This window comes from Candidatus Zixiibacteriota bacterium, from assembly GCA_034003725.1.
In the GTDB taxonomy this organism is placed as follows: domain Bacteria; phylum Zixibacteria; class MSB-5A5; order GN15; family FEB-12; genus WJMS01.
The window spans coordinates 1-19,013 of the sequence record JAVEYB010000014.1; the positions used below are offsets into that span (position 1 = coordinate 1).

A 19,013-nucleotide genomic window follows, 5' to 3' on the forward strand; every position below is an offset into this window, starting at 1 on the left:
CTGGTCAGATACAACGAGCAGCGGTGTCACGACGCCCTGGGCGGCCTGCCGCCGACGATCTTCCGGGAACGTCAAACCGCCGAAAACTCTACTTATGAATTGTCTACTTGACAGGGAAGCTTACGGCTGGCATCATGGTCACGTACGAACTGTATATTCCTCGATCGACGGCAGCATCCTTCTCTCGGGCAGTTCACCCGAAGTCACCTACGACGATCTTCGAAGAGATGGATGGACCAGGAAGGAGTTCTGCAAATTCTGTGGAGAGTGGATCTCAGAGGAGGAATGGAATCAACCATCCCCTTATTGAAGGTGCTATTCGGGGTTTGCACTCCGAAACGCTCCTATGGCCGAAAGCTCATCTGGTCGCGGCGTCTCGCACCGCCGGCTTAGCAAAGCGGAAGCAGCTTGCGGAGGAGGTTCGAGGCGCACCTCTCTGTTCTAACCGCGAAGTGTATCGTAGTGCATCGAACTTCACTGAACTTCACCGAAGTGCCGCGAACTTAACCCTTGATGTGGCAGTGAATTGGGCGTATCTAACGGTCATTGAGAGGCTTGCGCACAAGACGAGGCGGCGAATCCCAGTCGCTCCGCTTTGATGAGATCGGTCGGGGTGACCCACCCTGCGTCTGTCCGTCTGTGGCAGGGTGGGCTTCTCGTGGGGCGAAGGATCCGTTCATGCATTGTATAATCGCCCAACCAGCCTATATTGCAGTCAACTTCGACACATCACACGCGCCGGAGGCGCGGGGGGACGCAGCGTGAAATATCCGAGAGAAGCCGGAGGGGATGGGGACGATTCGGTTGGAACCCACAGCCCGCCGCGGCGGGTGGGCGACGCGGCCGTTGAGCTGGTAGGGAAAGTGTGCGGTTGGTGGAACAGAATCGTTTCACGGGAACCCACCTGGAAGGTGGGCCACCCGGGTACGCCATGCACGGCGGGAAGGTGGCGCTGTTACCTGTGTCGTGAGTCTAGACCGTTACCCATGTTCGGGAACGTTCAGGTCGTCCGTCATGCCCACCCCTGCCCGCCACAGGCGGACCTGACGGCCACGGCGGGCGGCCTAGCACGTGACGCAACGCTCGTGAGGGTTCGTGGCGCACGAGGACGTACGCCATACACGGCGGGAAGGTGGCGCTGTTACCTATGTCGCGAGTCTAGACCGTTACCCATGTTCGGGAACGTTCAGGTCGGCGGTCGATCCCACCCGAGGACGGGTGGGCTACTCGGATACTCGACTACATCACGCACGGAATCCGCGGCAGCGCAAAATGCGGGTAAAGTCGATCTGGGCGGTCCATTGAAAGTTCTAGTCGCATCGAGTTTTTGAACATCGTATCATTTGTCCATGACAAAAGCGTTGTCCGAAGACTGGCTGGCCCTGATCGTGGGCCTGTTCGTATTCGTTCTGGCCCTGGGACTGCTTTTGGGCGCCGATATGCTCGGCTGGGCGGTCGCGACATCGGTCTGGACCAGTATCGGCGCGGCACTCGGGCCGTGTTCGAAGGCGTTCGCGGGACTTCCCGGACCGGTATCCTTGCTTTTGACCTACCTGTTTTTGCTGGCGATCATGACGATCGGCGCCTCGCTTCTGAAGGCCAACGTGAAGAAGTTTGCGGTATCGTTTACGGTGATTTTTTTCGTCAGCTACCTGTGCTGGATACTGGGATGTTTCGCCAACATCGCGGCGACGCCGAATCAGCTGAAGGCGTTTGACATATCGTGGTCGATGAACCTGACATCGGAGGCGGGATATATTATCGCGCTGCTGGTGGGTTTGTTTATCGGGAATTTCGCTCCGGGTTTCGCGCGCGCGATCAACGAAGGGATACGGCCGGAGTTGTATATCAAGTCGGCGATCGTGATTCTGGGAGGGTATTTGGGAATCACGGCGGCGGAGCAGCTTGGCCTGGCGACCTCGGTGATGTTCCGTGGGTTCTGTGCGATAATCGAAGCATACCTGATTTACTGGGCGCTGGTCTATTTCATATCCCGGAAGTATTTCAAATTCAGTCGTGAGTGGGCGGTTCCGCTTGCGAGCGGTATCTCTATTTGCGGCGTGTCGGCGGCTATTGCCACGGGCTCCGCAATCAAGGCCCGTCCGGTGGTGCCGATCATGGTGTCATCGCTGGTGGTCATTTTCGCGGTTGTTGAGCTTCTGTTGCTGCCGTTTTTGTCGCAGCAGTTTTTGAGCGGCGAGCCGATGGTGGCGGGGGCCTGGATGGGGCTGGCGGTGAAGACGGACGGTGCGGCGGTGGCCAGCGGGGCGATCGCGGAGTCCTTGATTCTGGCTGAGGCGGCCGTGCGGTACGGAGTCAACTATCAGCCGGGGTGGATCATGGCGACGACCACCACGGTGAAGGTGTTCATCGACGTGTTTATCGCCGTGTGGGCGTTTATTCTTGCGTGGATCTGGTCGACCCGGATCGAGCGACGGGAGAACGAGAAGGTTCGGATTTCGCAGATATGGGATCGTTTCCCGAAGTTCATTCTCGGATATATGGCGACGTTCGTGATCGTGATCCTGATTGCCGTTTTGGCCCCGAGTCTGGTAAAAAGCACGAAGGCCGCGATGGCCGAAGCGAACGTGTTCCGGGGGATCTTTTTCGTCATGACGTTTTTCACGATCGGCGTGAGTTCAAACTTCCGCAAGCTCTGGACGGAAGGGATCGGCAAACTGGCGCTGGTGTATGTGATCTGCCTGTTCGGATTCATCATCTGGATCGGGCTGTTCATTTCGTGGTTGTTTTTCCACGGGGTGACGCCGCCGATTGCGGGATGAGGTTGCACTGATGGACGAGCCGAAGATCAAAGACGAGATCGAGAAGATGGCGTACGAGCCGCTTCTGCCGATCGAGAAGAAGTTGATCGTCTGGAGTCTCATTCTCGGCGTCGTACTGATAGTCGTGCTGGTCTGGGTCAGCCACACGTTTTTTGAAGTCTGACGTCTCCCCTTCCTTCGGGGCGGTTCTTGACGATTGGCCGGCGTTGCCCTGTTTTGGGGTGAGGGCACTCCACGCCAGCCGACATCGCATTCCCTACGCATTTCACATTCACGACCCGGGGCTCGATGGTTCAGGCCATATCCGTTGCACGCATCGAGCTCGCATGTAGCAGGAGGTGCGCAATGAAAGCGGAGAATTTACTGAAGGGGCATGAGCGGTTCCGGTCGTTACATGTGAAGGACGCCGATCAACTGTCGAACGCGTCTTCGACGAAGGAGTGTCACAGCGGCGAGACGATCTTCAAGTGCGGGGCGCCATCAAGTCATGTCTACATGCTCATGAGCAGGGACGTGCACCTGATGCTCCCGGCGGAAAAGAGTTCGCCGGGGATAGTCCTTGCCAAGGTGGCGCGGATCTATTTCGAGCGGTATCTGGAGCTGGTGAAGGACCTGCAGGGGTAGTGAACCAGATTCCGTTTGCGCCCCAGCCGGCGGTTGCTCGAGCAGTTCAGCGAGGGGTTCCGCGACCGGATTACCTAAACGAGGGGGTAATCAGTCGCGGAGGAGATTTCCGGCCCGTGCGAGTTTTTCCTGTGCGATTACGAGTTTGCGGGTCGAGCCGTAGCGCGGCCGCACCAGCTGGAAGGTGATGAACGAAAGCACCACGAAAGCTACGGTTTCGAGAAACTGGCCGGTTAGAAAGAAGAACAGGTATCCCCACAGCGAGATCGAGGCGATCACGACGAAGATGATTCTGCTTCGTTTGAGCAGTTCATCGGAGAAGTCGTCCTCGAATGTTTCCATTCGGCGGATCATGGGCATGTGAAACATGCGTTGCCGAAGCCAGAGGGCGGCGGCGGCTTCGACGAGCGCACCGGCGGCGAAGACATAAAACAGGGTGACGCCGAGATCTCCCACTTTGTTGTTTACCTGCTGGTTGTTGCTGAGGTGGTAACACACAAACAGAAGCACCATCGGTACGATAATGTTCACCATCATGCCGAAGTACAGCGGCCGGGCGACAATGCGGGTGAGGTCGTAGTCTTCGTCGAAGATCGTATTCACGGTTTCTCCATTCGTTCGAGCAGTGAGTGCAGTCGCGATTCGGTGGGCCAGAACGGGAAGGTCCAGCCGATGGCGATAGCGTAGAAAAACAGCATGTTGGTTATGGCGGCGGTAAGCAGGAAGGCCACGAGGCCGTAGATATACACGGCCTCGATCATCGCGCACCGGACAAGGACGAGCGAGAAGAGAAACTGTCGCGGCGACTGCGCGGAGGCGCGATTTTTCCATCCGGCGATCTGGAATCGTTCGATCAGCGGGATGGTTGCGGGAGTCAGCAGTGCGACGGCGAGGAGCATATAGAGAAAGACGTTCCGGCCGGTGTCGGTTTCGGCGGTGACGGTGATGACGGCGGCGACCGCGAGGTAGAGGAGGGGCGCGCCGATCAGCATGGCGAAGACGATAATCTTCAGGACCGGCGAATCGACGGGTGCGGGGGTCGAGTCATTCATCAGTGAATCCGTTCGTTTTTGCGACGAATCTCCTGGAAAAACTGCTTCATCAACTCCGAGACTTCGTCGGCGCGCACGCCTTCGATGACGGCGATGCGGTGGTTGAATCGCGGTTCGGCGGGGATATCGATGATTGAGCCGCAGGCGCCGAATTTCGGGTCGCGCGCGCCATAGACGAGCGTGTGGATTCGGGAGAGCATGGCGGCGCCGGCGCACATGGGGCAGGGTTCGAGGGTCGAAAAAAGCCAGCAGTTTTCCAGGCGCCAGTCGTTGAAGTGGGAATAGGCCGCGGAGAGGGCGACCATTTCGGCGTGAGCGGAGGCATCGCGCATGGAGGCGGTGAGGTTGTGTCCGCGGCCGACGATGCGGTTTTCGAAGACGACGACCGAGCCGACGGGCACTTCGCCCTTGTCGAAGGCCTCGGCCGCTTCGCGGAGGGCGACGCCCATGAAGTAGTGCATCATTTCCGGTTCCATGCGGCCAATATACGAGCCGGGCAGGCGGGTGCCAGTTTTTTTGTCCGGAACCGGGCGGGTGGTGCGGGTGTTTCGGCGGTATCGATCTCGAAAAACAATCAACTCAGTAAGGAAGAGACAAAATGGACCGACCGAATGCGATCACGCTGAAAGGCAACCCGCTGACCCTGACCGGCAACCCGGTGAAGGTAGGCGACAAAGCGCCGGATTTTACGGCGCTCAACAACGAGCTTAAACCGGTGACGTTGAATGATTCGAAGGGGAAGGTGCGGCTGATATCCGTGGCGACATCGCTTGACACGTCGGTGTGCGACACCCAGACGGTGACGTTCAACAAGCGGGCGGCGGAACTCGGCGAGGACGTGGCGCTGTACACGATTACGATGGACCTTCCGTTCGCGCAGAAGCGGTTCTGCACGGCGAAGGCGGTGGATCGTTTGACGATGCTGTCCGACTACAAGGATGCGTCATTCGGGGAGGCGTACGGGCTGCTGATCAAGGAGCTTCGCCTGCTCGGCCGCGCGGTGCTGGTGATCGACAAAAACGATACAATCAGCTACATGCAGGTGAACAAGGAAGTGGCCTCGGAGCCGGATTACGAGTCGGCGCTGAACGCGGTGAGGAAAGCGCTCGGCAAGTAGAAATCTGCTGTCTTTTGAGCACACAAGCGGGGAAATGCGCCCGGCTGTCGAACGGCCGGGCGTTTATTTTTTGTCGGTATCGGGAAGGTCGGACGGCGTGTCGGAGTCGGTGGCGGTGTCGTCCGGGGGCGGCGAGGAGCGGGGCGTTTCGAGGATCCGTCCGAGGGGGGTCAGCATCATAACGGCCAGCAGCAATCCCGGCACAAGGAACGGCAGAAACATGAGCGGGGTCGGGATGTTCTGGCTGGGGGCTGACGGCATGGGGTTTTCGGGGGTCCCGACGGCCTCCCAGCCGAGCTGCCCGTCGGGGCGCCAATAGTTGTCACCGGGCCAGAGCGGATAGGAATCGCCGTAGACGGCGTGCAGGGCAACCGAGATGGTCGCGTACAGGGCGATCAGCACGAGCAGGAAGATGACGCTTTTTTTCATACGGGTAGTCTACGCCGTGGCGGAGTGCCTGTCAACGTCATCTGATTACATTTGTTGCTCTTGGCGGGCAATCGTTCTATAGTCGAGCAAAAAGCGAGGAGGCTATGCCGAATTCGACACGACCGCCACTGACCGCGCCGTCGCTGGTCGGACGTCATCTCTACCTTCGACCGGCCGCGGCCGAGGATATCACGGCTACGAACCACTGGATCGCGTTAAGCGAACCGCAGTCTCTCCTGGTCGGCACAGCGCCGATCGAAACGTCATCGGCCGCTGCCGAGTCGTTCAAAAAGGGTGATCCCGCCGGGCGATCGATTTTCATGCTGGTCCGACGCGACGACAACATGCCGGTGGCGCAGGTGATGTATTTCAATGTCAACCATCAGAACCGATCGGCGGAGTTCATGGTGGTTGTGGACCCGGATCTTCGGCGCAAGGGGTACGCCTCGGACGGCATACACCTGTTATGCGGATACCTGTTCGACCAACGTGGATTCAACAAGGTGTACACGCAGGTCGCACAGTGCAATCATGCGGCGGTTGGATTGCTGGAGAAGATCGGGTTCAAGCGGGACGGTACGCTTCGTCAGCATTTCTACTTCGGCGGCGAGTACCACAACGCGCTGGTGTTTTCACTGCTGCGGTTTGAATTCGTTTGAGCCTGACTCCGGACGCGGCGAAGCGGGGTTCTGATCGGTGCGCGCATCGCCGGGTTGTTGCGGCAGCTCTTGCGAAGGTGTTGCCGGGGCCGACGGCGACTCCGGCTGCGGCGCCGGTGCGGGTTGATCGGTCGGCCGGTTATCGGGGCGTTCGCCACTTCGTAGATCATTCACGGTTTTGTTAAGTTTCTCAAGCTCCTGACGGGCGCGCTGGGCGAAGTCCTGATCGGTGGACGCATACAGCACGGAGCGCGACACGTTGATGAGCGCGAGCTTGCGGAACGAGTCGGTACCCGACATCACGGCGGTTTCCAGCGCTCCTCCCTGCGCGCCGACCCCGGGGATCAGCAGCGGCATCTCCCCCGCGGCCGCACGGACATCATCGAGTTGTTCCGGGTGCGTAGCGCCGACCACCAGCCCGCAATTGTGTTCCTTGTTCCAGTAGTTAACCTTCTCGGCAACCAGGCGGTACAGAGGAACGCCGTTGAACTCGAGCATCTGGAAATCTTTGGAGCCGCTGTTTGACGTCAGGCAAAGGACGAACACGCCTTTCTCCTTGTATTCGAGAAAGGGTCGCATGGAATCATAGCCCATGTAGGGATTCAGGGTCACCCAGTCGCCGCGGAGCTTCTCGAAGAGGAAAGCCGCGTAATGGGACGCCGTATTGCCGATGTCACCGCGCTTGCCGTCGAGAATAATCGGGATGTGGTCGGGGATTCGCTCGGTGATGAGTCGGAGCAACGAGATGCCCTCGGCGCCGAGGCTTTCGTAGAAAGCGAGGTTCGGCTTGTAGGCGCACACCAGATCGGAGGTTGCATCGATCACGCGGTGAGCGAAGTCGAACATTCCCTTGACGGTATTGGCAAACGGAGCGGGCATGCGCTTGGGATCGAGGTCGAGGCCGAGACAGATCATCGACTTCTGATCCTGCTGTATCTTCTGGAGTTTTCGGACGGCGGTCATTTAGTACTTCCTCACCTTGCCGATCAGCTCGCGGACCGACGAGAGTTTTTTTCGGGCCAGGTAGCGCTTGAGTCCTTCAACCATCTTCAGCGGTGCATCGGGTTCGACAAACAGCGCGGTTCCGATCTGGACAGCGGAGGCCCCGACGAGCAGAAACTCCACGACATCGGACGCGTTGGTGATGCCGCCGATGCCGATGATGGGCAGCTTGCACTGGCTGTTGTAGACGCGATCGACGGCCGCGAGCGCAATCGGTTTAATGGCCGGCCCGGTCAGGCCGCCTTTGTTGTTCGTGATCCGCGTGCGCCATGATTCCGGGTCGACGGCCATGCCGACGACCGAGTTAATGACCGAGACGGCATCGGCGCCGCCGTTTTCAGCGGCGATGGCGATCTTCGAGATGTCAGTTACATTGGGGGCGAGTTTGGCGATAATCGGCCGCGCGAAGACTTTCCGCACGCGACGGACGGTTTCCTCGGTCAGTTTCGGGTCGGTGCCGAACTCGATTCCGCCGACGTCGACATTGGGACAACTGATATTCAACTCGACCATGTCGACGCGTGCAATGTCATTGAGGCGCGCGCACAGCTCGACATATTCGTCGATTTTGGAGCCGGCCACATTAACAACGATGGTCGTTTTCTGCTTTTCGAGGAATGGAATTTTTTTCGCAATGAACTCATCGATCCCGACATTCGCCAGGCCGATGGCGTTGATCATGCCGCCGGTGGTTTCCGCCGTTCGCGGCGGCGGGTGCCCCGGTCGCGGGTTTTTCGTTATGGACTTGGTGACCAGTCCGCCGAGTTTCGCCAGCGGGAAAAGATCGGCGAGCTCTTCGCCATAACCGCAACAGCCGGAGGCCGTGAGAATCGGGTTTTTGAAAGAAACGCCGGCGATGCTCACGCCGAGGTCGGGAGTCATAGCACCACCTCGCCGATCTTAAACACGGGGCCATCGGCGCAGACCCGCGCGTATCCGCCTTTGACCAGCGGTACCACACAGCCAAGGCACACGCCGATCCCGCACGGCATGGGGGCTTCGAACGCGAGTTCTCCGGGGACGGACAGATCCAATCCGATCTGATTGGTGGCGCGCAGCATGCCTTCCGGCCCGCAGCCATACAGCACGAACTTTTCTTTCCGGCCGTTTTCGATCATGTCACGGACGAACTGCGTGACCAGGCCGGTGCGTCCGACCGAACCGTCTTCGGTGACGGGGTAAAAGTTGAGGCCGAGCTTTTTGATGCGGGAACGCTCGATGATATCGGGAGCGCTTCGACCGCCGTAGAAGAATTCGATTTTTTTCGGGTCGAATCCTGCCTGCACGAGATCGGAGGCGAGATAAAACAACGGCGGGAATCCGATCCCGCCGGCGACGCAGATAACCCGATCGGATTTTCGAGGTTTCGCGAAGCCCTTTCCCAGTGGCCCGAGCACGTCGAGCGTATCCCCGGTACGGAAGGTCGCAAGGCGCGTGGTCCCCCGCCCGAAGACTCTGAAGATAATCTCCAATTCGTTCGTATCGGGATACACCGCAGCGACCGACATGGCGCGACGGAAGTAGATGTCGGAAGTCGGCAGCTTGATGTGGACGAAATTACCCGGGCGACAGGCGGACAGCGAGTGGATCGGCCCAAAGGTCAGAGAGTAGTAATTGTTGTGAAGATCGCGGCGGCGGGTGATGACGGCTTCTTCACTGACGATTTTGCTCATCGCAAATGTTCCGGCTTGTCCACTTGATACTTGTACAGGAACCAGTGTCCCTGACCGCTTGGATCGGGGGGCTGACCGATGAGGTCAATCAGTCGCGAGGTTTCGATGGCGTCAAAGGTCATCGAGGCAATGGTACGCGACGCCCGGGCGTTCAATTCATCCCAGCGGGACGGGACTTTCAGGTCATATTCTATAACTTTGCCGGAAAAATCAAGCAGGATTTGGAAATAGAGCACGATGAAGTCCTGCTCCATGTTGAACGCCTCGGGCGGAAACTCGAACGGTTCTTCGATCAGAACCGGCTCGTCATCGAGAAGGATGACCGTATCGCCGTTTGGCCGCAAATACAGGGAGGTTTGGACATCGGCATAGGAACCGCCTTCGTCGTCGAGGGCCGACATCTCCCCGGCCGTATCGTCAACTTCGGCGAAGAGGTCTTCCTCCCGGTCATCAGTGGGCCGGTCGTCGCCCGGTTTCGGTCGGACACGCGGGGGCGTCTGACTGAGGCGCTGGGAGGCGAGATTAGCCCAATCGGTACCGGGGAAGGAGTCGGCAAGGTCCCGGTAGGCGAAGACGAGCGACGAGTCACCGGGCAGGGCATACTGCTCCTGTACGAACAGGGCACCAAACTGCGCCTGCAGCCAATACCTGGATTCCGGGAAGTGGTCCGCGACATAGCGATAATAGTACATCGCCGAGTCGGGATTCCCGCTATCGACGAGGAACTGCTCGGCGCGATGGATATAGAGCTCGGCGTAGCCGGTATCGGCGGCGGTGCCGCGGAGACCGAGCAGGTCCAGCGCCAGCGGGACATCGTCGGAGTTCGGATACGTTTTCAACATCAAACGCAGCAGGGAATCGGCGGCGGATGTATCGGCCTGATGGTCGCGGTACATTTGCGCCAGTGCGATCATGGCCCGGGGGGCGTGTTCGGACTCAGGGTAGGCATCGAGGATGTAGGCCATTTCGACCATAGCCGATTCGGGTTTATTGAGCTGGAACCAGTACAGTTCGGAGAGGAGGTACTGGGTGTGTGCCGCCTCGTTGATGGCTTCCTCGGTGGCGGTCGAATCGAGCTCGGTGTCACGCGCGTAGGTTTCGAGTTTGCCGATATCCGACGATTTCTGGAGGGCGAGCTGGCCGGCCTCTACCCCGCGATTGGCCTCAGCCGCCTTGTCGTAATATTCCTTGGCGCGTTTCAGATCGTCGTAATCATACTGGGCGATTAGTCCCAGGCGGTAGTACGCTTCGGCGATAATCGGTTTTTTGTTGGCGCGGACGGTGATGTCCTCGTAGGTCGCTTCCGCCAGCATGAGATCCTCGTTCATTTCATAGCCGTGGGCAACCTCCAGCAGGAGGACACCAAGCGAATCGTAGTAGAGGTCGTCGGTGAGGAGGCGATCGAGGTAATCCAGGCCGTCGTCGATGCGCTGCATGTGGTAGGAGCACTGGGCGGCCTGGAAGAGGGCGTGGTATTTCTGATCGGGGGGCGGGTTCATGCCGAGCACCTGCAGGTAATCGCCAAGCGCATCCCGAAAGCGATAGGCGTTGTAGGCGGCGTCAGCAATCAGCGCCTGCGCCTGCAGTTCGAGATCGCTGCCGCCGAGGGAGTCGCGCACCGCCAGGAAGTAGCTTCGGGCGCGGTCCCAGTCGCTTTCCGAGAAGTGGTAATTACCGAGGGCGAGAGCGGCCTGAGCCTTGAGATCGCGGGAATACTCGGGATCGGCGAATATTCCCTCGAAGAGGACCATGGCGTCGGACTCTTCCTCGAGCTGCAGTTTCGATTGCGCGAGGTACAGAGTGGCTTCGGGGACGTATTTCGATTCCGGGTAATTGGCGAGCAGTTCGCGGAAGCGTCGTTCCGCTTTGCCGGGCTGGTCGGTGTGGAAGTATGAGACGCCGAGGACGTACAGGGCGTCGTCGTACCAGCTCGAGTTGGGATAGTTCTCGACAACTTTGAGGGATTTGTCGATCGCGACGCGGTAGGCGCTTTCGCCGCCTCGGCCGGCCTGTTTGGAGCCTTTGCGCTGCTGCTCAGCCTCGTTGAACGCCTTGCGCGCGTTGTAAAACGTATTGTAGTAGACGCATCCTGAGAGGGCGATAAGCGCGATTGCCAGCACAGCGAGCAAAAGCGGGCGGCGGGCGGCGGCAGCGGGGTTGTGGGAGTGTGGTGTCATCATTTGTTATACGCGGTGTTTGTCATACCGATCATGCGGGGTGGTCCGATCCGGCCCGTTTTCGGAGCGCGTCCAGCAGCGCCGGGAGGAATTCGCCGGAACGCTGGGGGATGCGGAAGTCGGCAAGGGCGCTGAGGGGCGTTTCTTCGGGGTTGATTTCCACCAGGGTCGCTCCGCAGTGCCTGGCGGTCAGCGGAAGCGACGCGGCGGGATGGACGATTGCGGAGGTGCCGACGGAGAAGAACAGGTCGGCCTGTTCGGACCGCCGAAACGCGGCATCGATGATTTCGCCGGGCAGCATTTCGCCGAACCAGACGACGCCGGGGCGAATCTGACCGCCGCAGGACGGGCATCGGGGGATCCGATCGGGGTCGATCTCGCGGTCTTCATACGGGGTGTCACACTTGACACATTTGTTGCGGTTGATATTGCCGTGCAGCTCGAGGATGTCTTCGGAGCCGGCCAGCCGGTGCAGACCATCGACATTTTGCGTCACGAGCGTGAAGGAGTCGAAATAACGGGCGAGGTCGACGAGGGCGTAGTGGCCGGGATTGGGACGGACGTCGCCAATCAGGCGGCGTCGCCAGTTATACCACTCCCAGACGATTTTGGGGTTGGCGAGGAAGGCTTCCATGGTGGCCAGCTCTTCGGCGCGGAATTTTCCCCACAGTCCTTCTTTGCCGCGAAAGGTCGGGACGCCGGACTCGGCGGAGATGCCGGCGCCGGTCAGAACGACGGCCCGTCGGCAGCGCGACACCAGATCACACAGCGTTTCCAGCATGGAAAAAACATACGCCGTGCCGGGAGAAAAGACAAAGACTTTCTCTTAGCGGCGGAGGGTCAGAAAAGTTCGAACTTGAGGTTGATATACTTGTCCGGATTCTGACGAATATCGAGGATGAGATCATCGAGATCGTCGGCGGTTCTCCGCAGATCATCGTACAGCCGCCGGTCTTCGAGCAGAGCCTGGAGCGTTCCGTCGCCCTCGTTAAACGCCCGCGCCAGGCGGCGGGTGGCATTGGAGAGTGAATCCAGCGTGTTTACAAAGGCTTCGAAGCCGACGGAGGCGCGGTTGAAGCGGGTGAGGGTCGAGTCTATTATTTGAACGTTGCCGCTCACGATACGGCGCACATCGCGGCTCGCTTCGAGCATGTTGAGGGCGGTGGTGTCCATCCGCGAACGGTTGTCGGCCAGAAACGAAGCCATCGTGGCGGTGACGCTCTCGAGGTTGCCGAGGGTCTTGTTGAGTCGATCGATAGTCGACTCCGGTCCCATGGCGGTTCGCAGATCCTGCAGAGTCAGTTTGAGTTCGGAGACGACCTCGCCGATCATTCCCATCACTTCCGGGATGCCGACGTCGTAGTCGCCGGGCAGGATGCCGGAGGTTTCGAGGAAATCGGGGGCGGCGCCGGGGTCGATGGCGATATATCGCTCGCCCATGACGCCCATGTTTCGGATACGGAACGTGGCATCGGAGCGGAGTACGACATCCTGGTAAATGAGCAGTTCGACGACGACGCCGGTGTCGGAGAGGGCCATGGCGTTGACCTTGCCCTTATGGACACCGGAGACCGCCACTTTGTCGCCAACCGACAGGGTGCCAACGTCTTCAAAGTGTACCCGCACGACGTAGGCGTTGCTTTCCAGCTTGTATCCCTGGAGCCAGTAGAGCGATACGGCGAGCATGATGATGCCGATGAGGATCAGCAGGCCGACTTTAAACTCTTTGCTGCTTTTGGGCGCCATATAGTTCCTTATCGGCCCGTGTCGGTTCGGCCTGCACCGGGGAGTCAGCGTCCCGGCAGTGAGCCGTAGATAGCCCTGTAATTGTCATACCGGAGGCGACTTACGGTGCCGTCGGCCACGGCGGATTGCACCGCGCAGCCGGGTTCATGGGTATGGCTGCAGGGTTTGAAGCGGCACTGGTTCCGTAACCTTTCGAATTCAGGGTAGTAGTCGGCCAGTTCGGACCGGCTGACTTCCCAGAGGCCCAAGAGCTTGAGTCCGGGGGAATCAACGGCGAAGCCTCCGCTGGGGAGTTCGTAGAATTCGACTGATGTGGTAGTGTGCTTCCCCTTGTTGGAATAGGCCGAGACTTCGCGGGTTTTGATATTCAGGCCGGGAATGAGTCGGTTCAACAGGGTGGACTTCCCCACCCCGGAATGGCCGACAAAGATTGTCCGGTGGGACGCGAGGCGTGAGCGCAGCGTATCGACGCCGTCGCCGGTCTCCGCCGAGACTTTCAGGATAGTGAAACCGATCCTGTGGTAGGTGTCGACGAACTCATCGAAACCGTCGGCGGGAGAAAGATCGATTTTGTTAATGACAATCAGCGGGGACAGCGAGCCGCGATAGGCGGCGACAATACATCGGTCGATGAAACCCGGCTTGAGCGGGGGCGAGACGACGGACGCGACGACGGCAAGTTGATCGAGGTTAGCGGCGATCACCTGTTGGTTGTGTTCCAGACCGACCATCGGGCGGAAAAACGCTGAGCGGCGTGGGCGAACCTCTTCGATCACGCCACGGCTGTCGTCGGTTCTGCAGAAAACGACGTCGTCGCCCGCCGCGACCGGCGTCGTGTTACAGGCGTCGGTTTTGACCTTCTGGCGCACCTCGCACAACATTCGACTTCCGTCCGTGGCGCTGACTTCGAAGAGCCGCCCGCGGAGGGCGACCACAATGCCGGGTTCCGTCTCGTGCATTCTGAACACAAAGTACAGCCCGGCATCGCAGCGGGCAAGCGCTCATTGGTCAGCCCGGAGTTCGTACCGGCCGCCTTCGAGCGGGCACAGACGGCGGTAAGACGGTGTTGTACCCGGTATGTCGTGCACGATGAGCAGGGGAAGTGCAACGGGGCAATTGCACTTGTGTATCAAATGTGCTATGCTGTATGATTACACGAGAAAAACACCGCTAAAGGAACTCTATAGACAATCATGTGGAACCTGATCACAAAAGTATTCGGCACGAAACACGAACGCGAGGTCAAGCGGCTGACGCCGATCGTCGACGAGATCAACGCGCAGTTCGGCACACTCAGTACGCTCAGCGAGGATGAACTTCGGGGAAAGACCGCGGAGTTTCGGTCTCGACTGGCGGCCGGTGAGACACTGGATGACATTCTCCCGGAGGCGTTTGCGGTCGTCAAGGAGGCGTGTCGCCGGCATGTCGGGACATCGTGGAAGGTGGTCGGTCAGGACACCGACTGGAACATGGTCCATTTCGACGTGCAGTTGATGGGTGGAATCGTTCTGCACGAGGGCAAAATCGCAGAGATGGCCACGGGCGAAGGGAAAACGCTGGTGGCGACGCTGCCGACGTACCTCAACGCCCTACCCGGCACGGGTGTCCACATAGTGACGGTGAACGATTACCTCGCCCGGCGCGACCGCGAGTGGATGGGGCGGATATACGAGTATCTGGGGCTGACGGTCGGGGTGATTCAGAACCAGATGAACAACGAAGAGCGCCGGGCGGCGTACGGCTGTGACGTGACGTTCGGCACGGCCAACGAGTTCGGATTCGACTATCTCCGCGACAACATGGCGCAGCGGGCCGAGGACCGGGTGCACAGGAACTACTCGTACGCGATCATCGACGAGGTCGATTCGATATTGATCGACGAGGCCCGGACGCCGCTGATCATCTCAGGGCAGGTCGAGGCGAGCGGGCACGATCGGTACCGCCAGATGAAAGCGACGGTGGAGACGCTGGTACGCAAACAGACCAACCTGCTCAACGAAACAGTCGCGGAGGCGGAGAAGCTGCTGGAGGAGGGTAAATCCGACGATCAGTTCGAGGCCGGGTCGAAGCTGCTGGCGGTTCGTCGCGGCGCGCCGAAGAACAAGCGATTGCTCAAGGTGCTCAAGGAGCCGGGTGTTCAGCAGCTGGTGACCGACGTGGAGTCGGCGTATATGCGCGACAAGCGGCTGCACGAGATCGACGATCGTCTGTATTACTATATCGACGAGCGCGAACATACGATCGCGCTGACGGATCTCGGCAACAGCCAGTTCTCTCCGGAGGAGCAGCGTCTGTTCGAGATTCCGGATTTGTCGACGCAGTTGTCAGAGCTCGACGGAGACGAGAGCCTGTCGGCGGAGGAACGCCAGTCCCGCACCGAGGAGTTGTATGCGCTGCATGCGGAGCGTTCCGAGAAGGTACATGCAATCAACCAACTCCTGCGGGCATATTCTCTGTACGAGAAGGATGTCGAATACGTGGTGCAGGACGGCAAGGTGATGATTGTCGACGAGTTTACGGGCCGCATCCTGCCGGGACGGCGCTACGCGGACGGGCTTCACCAGGCGATCGAGGCGAAGGAAGGCGTCACGATCGAGGCCGAGAGCCAGACGCTGGCGACGATTACGCTGCAGAACTACTTCCGCATGTACGACAAGCTGGCGGGCATGACGGGTACGGCGGAGACCGAGGCGCCGGAGTTCTGGGACATTTACAAAATGGATGTAAACGTCATTCCGACCAATCTGCCGTGTATCCGCGACGATCGGGACGACCAGATATACCGCACGAGGCGCGAGAAATACAACGCGATTATCGACGAGATCGCCGACAAACACCGGGCCGGTCGGCCGGTGCTGGTAGGGACGATATCGGTTGAAGTTTCGGAGACGCTGTCGCGGATGCTGAAGCGTCAGAATATCCCGCACAACGTGCTCAACGCGAAGCAGCACCAGCGTGAAGCGGAGATAGTAACACAGGCCGGTCAGCCGGGAGCGGTGACGATCGCCACCAACATGGCGGGTCGCGGCACGGATATCAAGCTGGGACGAGGAGTGGCCGAAGCGGGCGGACTGCATATCGTGGGTACGGAGCGGCACGACTCCCGTCGTATCGACCGTCAGCTTCGCGGGCGCGCCGGACGCCAGGGCGACCCCGGATCATCGATCTTCTTCCTCTCGCTGGAGGACGACCTGATGCGGTTATTCGGCGGCGAGCGGCTCGGCTCGCTGATGGACCGGCTCGGACTCGAGGAAGGCGAAGTGATCACGCACAAGATGGTCACAAACGCAATCGAGCGGGCGCAGAAGAAGGTCGAGGCGCAGAATTTCGCGATTCGCAAACACACGCTGGAATACGACGACGTGATGAATGTCCAGCGCAAGTGGATCTACGAACGACGACTGGCGGCGCTGGAACGAGAGTCCATCAAGGAGGAAGTGGTCGAGTTGATCGGCGAGGTGGTGGACGGCATGATCGAGGAATACTGCCCGGCCAAGATCGAATACGCCGAGAACTGGAACCTGACCGGCTACCTCGACGAGCTTCGAAAGATATTCCTCGTCAACCTGCGAATCGCCGATGAATATATCGAGCAGTTGTCGCAGGAGAAGTTGAAAGAATCGTCGATGGAGCTCGTGATGAAAATCTACGAGCAGAAGGAGGCGGCGTACGGCGAACAGATCATGCGGCAGCTGGAGCGGTACGCGGTGCTGTCGACGATCGACCGCCACTGGCGTGATCACCTCGCCGAGATGGACGAACTTCGGACCGGAATCGGCCTGCGGGCGTATCACGGGGCGATGGGCAAGCCGATCGACATCTACAAGCGAGAAGCGTTCAAGATGTTCGAGAAGATGATCGGCGAAATCGATCGCGAGATCGTCAATCTCGTTTTCAAGCTGCAGGTACGCATGCCGGAGCAGGAGCGCCAGCAGCAGCGTCAGCCGGAGATGGTGGCGCGGCATGCCGACTCGACCGGTATGGGCTACGCGGCGGCGGCGGTCGCCGACCCGAGCGGACGACAGGAGAAAAATCCGATGGCGGAGGCATCGCAGGCCGGGACCGGGCAGCGCACGGTGCGGCGGGAGATGCCGAAGGTGGGTCGGAACGATCCCTGTCCGTGCGGATCGGGCAAGAAGTACAAGAAGTGCCACGGGGCGAACGGGTAGCGGGTGCAGTTGCAGCGAGCGAGATAGAGCCTCTACCCTTCGAGCAGGGCGAAGGCTTTGGGTAGGAAAGAAATCATATCAGTGGGGATCATGGCGCGGTTCGTGTAGGCCTCGGCCGCCAGATCGCCGGTCATGCCGTGAATGAACACGCTGGCAACAGCCGCTTCGATGGGCGTCATCCGCTGCCCCAGAAACGAACCTATCATTCCCGAGAGCACATCGCCCGAACCGCCGGTAGCCATGCCGTCGTTGCCGGTCTGATTCACGTACGTCAAGCCGCCGGGTTCGCCGATGATGGTCGGTGAACCTTTGAGTACGAGCACGACGCCGAGGTCGGTGGCAACCTCACGCACCATCGCGCAGGTTTCGCGGAAATCTTCCGGAATATCGAGGCCGGTCAGGCGCCTGTATTCTCCCGGGTGGGGCGTGAGCACGAGCGGAGCGGAGCACTCGCGGACGATATCGAGATGGTCGGCGAGCGCATTCAGGCCATCGGCATCGATGATTGTCGGCTTGTCGAGTTGCGCGAGCAGGCGGCGCACGAGCTCGAATGTCTCGCGATGCCGTCCGATACCGGGGCCGAGCACGAGAGCGTCGTGTTCATTCAACAGCGCGCGAATTTCGCCGAGCGAGCGAAGTGCGAGTGCGCCCTTCCGTGCGACATCGGGCAACGGGTACGTCATCACTTCGGTCAGTTTCGATGCGATAATCGGCAGGACCGTTTTGGGGCAGGCGATCTTGACCAGCCCGGAGCCGCATCGGACCGCGGCCTGCCCGGCCATACACGCCGCCCCGGTTAATCCGGTTGATCCAGCCACCAGCAACAGCTTGCCAAAATCCCCTTTGTGGCCGTCCGGTTTGCGCATCGGCAGCATATCGGTCACCATCTCCAGGGTGATTAACTCATCCGGCAACTGCGCCGCCTCGACGACCGCATCAGGAATACCGATCGGCACCGTCTCGGTCACACCCGACAATTCGCGACCCGGCGTCAGATACAGGCCGTACTTCGGAAGCGCCAGCGTGTAGGTGTAGCTCGCCTCGATCACGGCGCCATCATGCTGGCCGGTGTCGGCGTTGAGCCCGGAGGGCATGTCGACCGCGATGACTTCGGCGTCCTGACGATTGATGTATTCGATCAGTTCGCCGGCCAGTCCGCGCGGAGAACCCTCGAAACCCGTTCCAAAGACAGCGTCGACGACGATGTCGCATTCGAGTTCTTCGGGGAGGTCGGCTATGTCGGTGAGTTGATGCATTTCGACGCCGACTTTCAGGGCCCGATCGTGATTCAGCCGGGCGTCATCGGAGAGCTTCTCAACCGGACCAAGAAACAACACCGAGACCTGGACATCGTTCTCATGCAGGTACCGGGCGATCACGAAGCCGTCGCCGCCATTGTTGCCTTTGCCGCAGAAGACGACGACGTGGGTGTCTTCAGGGTGGGCGATATGGTCGGCGAGGATTTCGGCGGCGATGCCACGGCCGGCGTTTTCCATGAGTTCCGGGCCGGGAATCCCGACCGCGTGGATGGTCTCGTGGTCGATGGCCCGCATCTGGGCGGCGGTGACCAGTTTCATAGGTT

Annotated in this window: 18 protein-coding genes; 6 read left to right on the forward strand and 12 right to left on the reverse strand. The window is 59.8% G+C overall.

Annotation, left to right across the window (positions count from 1 at the left end):
* The first annotated feature begins 1,349 nt into the window (after nt 1-1,349).
* The 3 genes from RBT76_13495 (at nt 1,350) to RBT76_13505 (ending at nt 3,407) form a co-directional block, all read left to right on the forward strand.
* On the forward strand, nt 1,350-2,783 hold the full coding sequence (locus RBT76_13495) for a putative sulfate exporter family transporter (GenBank protein ID MDX9858800.1): 1,434 nt from the start codon (nt 1,350-1,352) through the stop codon (nt 2,781-2,783).
* 10 nt (nt 2,784-2,793) lie between these two features.
* On the forward strand, nt 2,794-2,946 hold the full coding sequence (locus RBT76_13500) for a hypothetical protein (GenBank protein ID MDX9858801.1): 153 nt from the start codon (nt 2,794-2,796) through the stop codon (nt 2,944-2,946).
* A 182-nt stretch (nt 2,947-3,128) separates the two neighbouring features.
* On the forward strand, nt 3,129-3,407 hold the full coding sequence (locus tag RBT76_13505) for a hypothetical protein (protein ID MDX9858802.1): 279 nt from the start codon (nt 3,129-3,131) through the stop codon (nt 3,405-3,407).
* Between the two features lie 90 nt (nt 3,408-3,497).
* Here the strand turns inward: RBT76_13505 and RBT76_13510 are convergent, their stop codons facing one another.
* Genes RBT76_13510 through tadA form a run of 3 tightly spaced genes read right to left on the reverse strand, consistent with a single transcriptional unit; the run spans nt 3,498 to nt 4,935 of the window.
* Nucleotides 3,498-4,010, reverse strand: a complete 513-nt coding sequence (locus tag RBT76_13510; GenBank protein MDX9858803.1) for a hypothetical protein — start codon at nt 4,008-4,010, stop codon at nt 3,498-3,500.
* Nucleotides 4,007-4,459 (reverse strand): hypothetical protein, encoded by a 453-nt coding sequence (locus tag RBT76_13515; protein MDX9858804.1) that lies wholly within the window; start codon nt 4,457-4,459, stop codon nt 4,007-4,009. Before RBT76_13515 ends, RBT76_13510 begins: the two co-directional genes overlap by 4 nt.
* The gene (gene tadA / locus RBT76_13520) at nt 4,459-4,935 is read right to left on the reverse strand and encodes a tRNA adenosine(34) deaminase TadA (GenBank protein MDX9858805.1); all 477 of its coding nucleotides are present in this window, start codon (nt 4,933-4,935) and stop codon (nt 4,459-4,461) included. Before tadA ends, RBT76_13515 begins: the two co-directional genes overlap by 1 nt.
* 122 nt (nt 4,936-5,057) lie before the next feature.
* Here tadA and tpx point away from each other — a divergent pair, with 122 nt between their 5' ends.
* On the forward strand, nt 5,058-5,576 hold the full coding sequence (gene tpx, locus RBT76_13525) for a thiol peroxidase (GenBank protein ID MDX9858806.1): 519 nt from the start codon (nt 5,058-5,060) through the stop codon (nt 5,574-5,576).
* 63 nt (nt 5,577-5,639) lie between these two features.
* Here tpx and RBT76_13530 read toward each other — a convergent pair whose 3' ends face one another.
* Entirely contained in the window at nt 5,640-6,005 is a 366-nt protein-coding gene (locus RBT76_13530) for a hypothetical protein (protein ID MDX9858807.1), read from the reverse strand.
* A gap of 104 nt (nt 6,006-6,109) precedes the next feature.
* Between RBT76_13530 and RBT76_13535 the strand changes: the two genes are divergently transcribed.
* Nucleotides 6,110-6,664 carry a GNAT family protein gene (locus RBT76_13535; protein MDX9858808.1) on the forward strand — a complete coding sequence of 185 codons (555 nt, stop codon included), beginning with the start codon at nt 6,110-6,112 and terminating at the stop codon, nt 6,662-6,664.
* Here the strand turns inward: RBT76_13535 and pyrF are convergent.
* From pyrF to rsgA, 7 genes are read right to left on the reverse strand one after another with little or no spacing between them, the layout of a single operon-like run.
* Complete coding sequence (pyrF, locus tag RBT76_13540) at nt 6,638-7,627, reverse strand: orotidine-5'-phosphate decarboxylase (GenBank protein ID MDX9858809.1); 990 nt, start codon at nt 7,625-7,627, stop codon at nt 6,638-6,640. The genes RBT76_13535 and pyrF overlap by 27 nt on opposite strands.
* Nucleotides 7,628-8,548 (reverse strand): dihydroorotate dehydrogenase, encoded by a 921-nt coding sequence (locus RBT76_13545; protein ID MDX9858810.1) that lies wholly within the window; start codon nt 8,546-8,548, stop codon nt 7,628-7,630. It lies immediately after the preceding gene.
* Complete coding sequence (locus tag RBT76_13550; GenBank protein ID MDX9858811.1) at nt 8,545-9,339, reverse strand: dihydroorotate dehydrogenase electron transfer subunit; 795 nt, start codon at nt 9,337-9,339, stop codon at nt 8,545-8,547. The genes RBT76_13545 and RBT76_13550 overlap by 4 nt, the downstream gene beginning before the upstream one ends.
* Nucleotides 9,336-11,519, reverse strand: a complete 2,184-nt coding sequence (locus RBT76_13555) for a tetratricopeptide repeat protein (GenBank protein ID MDX9858812.1) — start codon at nt 11,517-11,519, stop codon at nt 9,336-9,338. The genes RBT76_13550 and RBT76_13555 overlap by 4 nt, the downstream gene beginning before the upstream one ends.
* 28 nt (nt 11,520-11,547) lie before the next feature.
* Nucleotides 11,548-12,297, reverse strand: a complete 750-nt coding sequence (locus tag RBT76_13560) for an NAD-dependent deacylase (protein MDX9858813.1) — start codon at nt 12,295-12,297, stop codon at nt 11,548-11,550.
* Between the two features lie 59 nt (nt 12,298-12,356).
* The gene (locus RBT76_13565) at nt 12,357-13,262 is read right to left on the reverse strand and encodes an MlaD family protein (protein ID MDX9858814.1); all 906 of its coding nucleotides are present in this window, start codon (nt 13,260-13,262) and stop codon (nt 12,357-12,359) included.
* 44 nt (nt 13,263-13,306) lie between these two features.
* Entirely contained in the window at nt 13,307-14,221 is a 915-nt protein-coding gene (gene rsgA / locus RBT76_13570) for a ribosome small subunit-dependent GTPase A (GenBank protein MDX9858815.1), read from the reverse strand.
* 234 nt (nt 14,222-14,455) lie between these two features.
* Between rsgA and secA the strand changes: the two genes are divergently transcribed.
* Complete coding sequence (secA, locus tag RBT76_13575; GenBank protein ID MDX9858816.1) at nt 14,456-17,431, forward strand: preprotein translocase subunit SecA; 2,976 nt, start codon at nt 14,456-14,458, stop codon at nt 17,429-17,431.
* A gap of 32 nt (nt 17,432-17,463) precedes the next feature.
* Here the strand turns inward: secA and RBT76_13580 are convergent, their stop codons facing one another.
* A complete protein-coding gene (locus tag RBT76_13580) occupies nt 17,464-19,008 on the reverse strand; it encodes an NAD(P)H-hydrate dehydratase (protein ID MDX9858817.1) in 1,545 nt (514 codons plus the stop codon).
* Between the last annotated feature and the right edge of the window lie 5 nt (nt 19,009-19,013).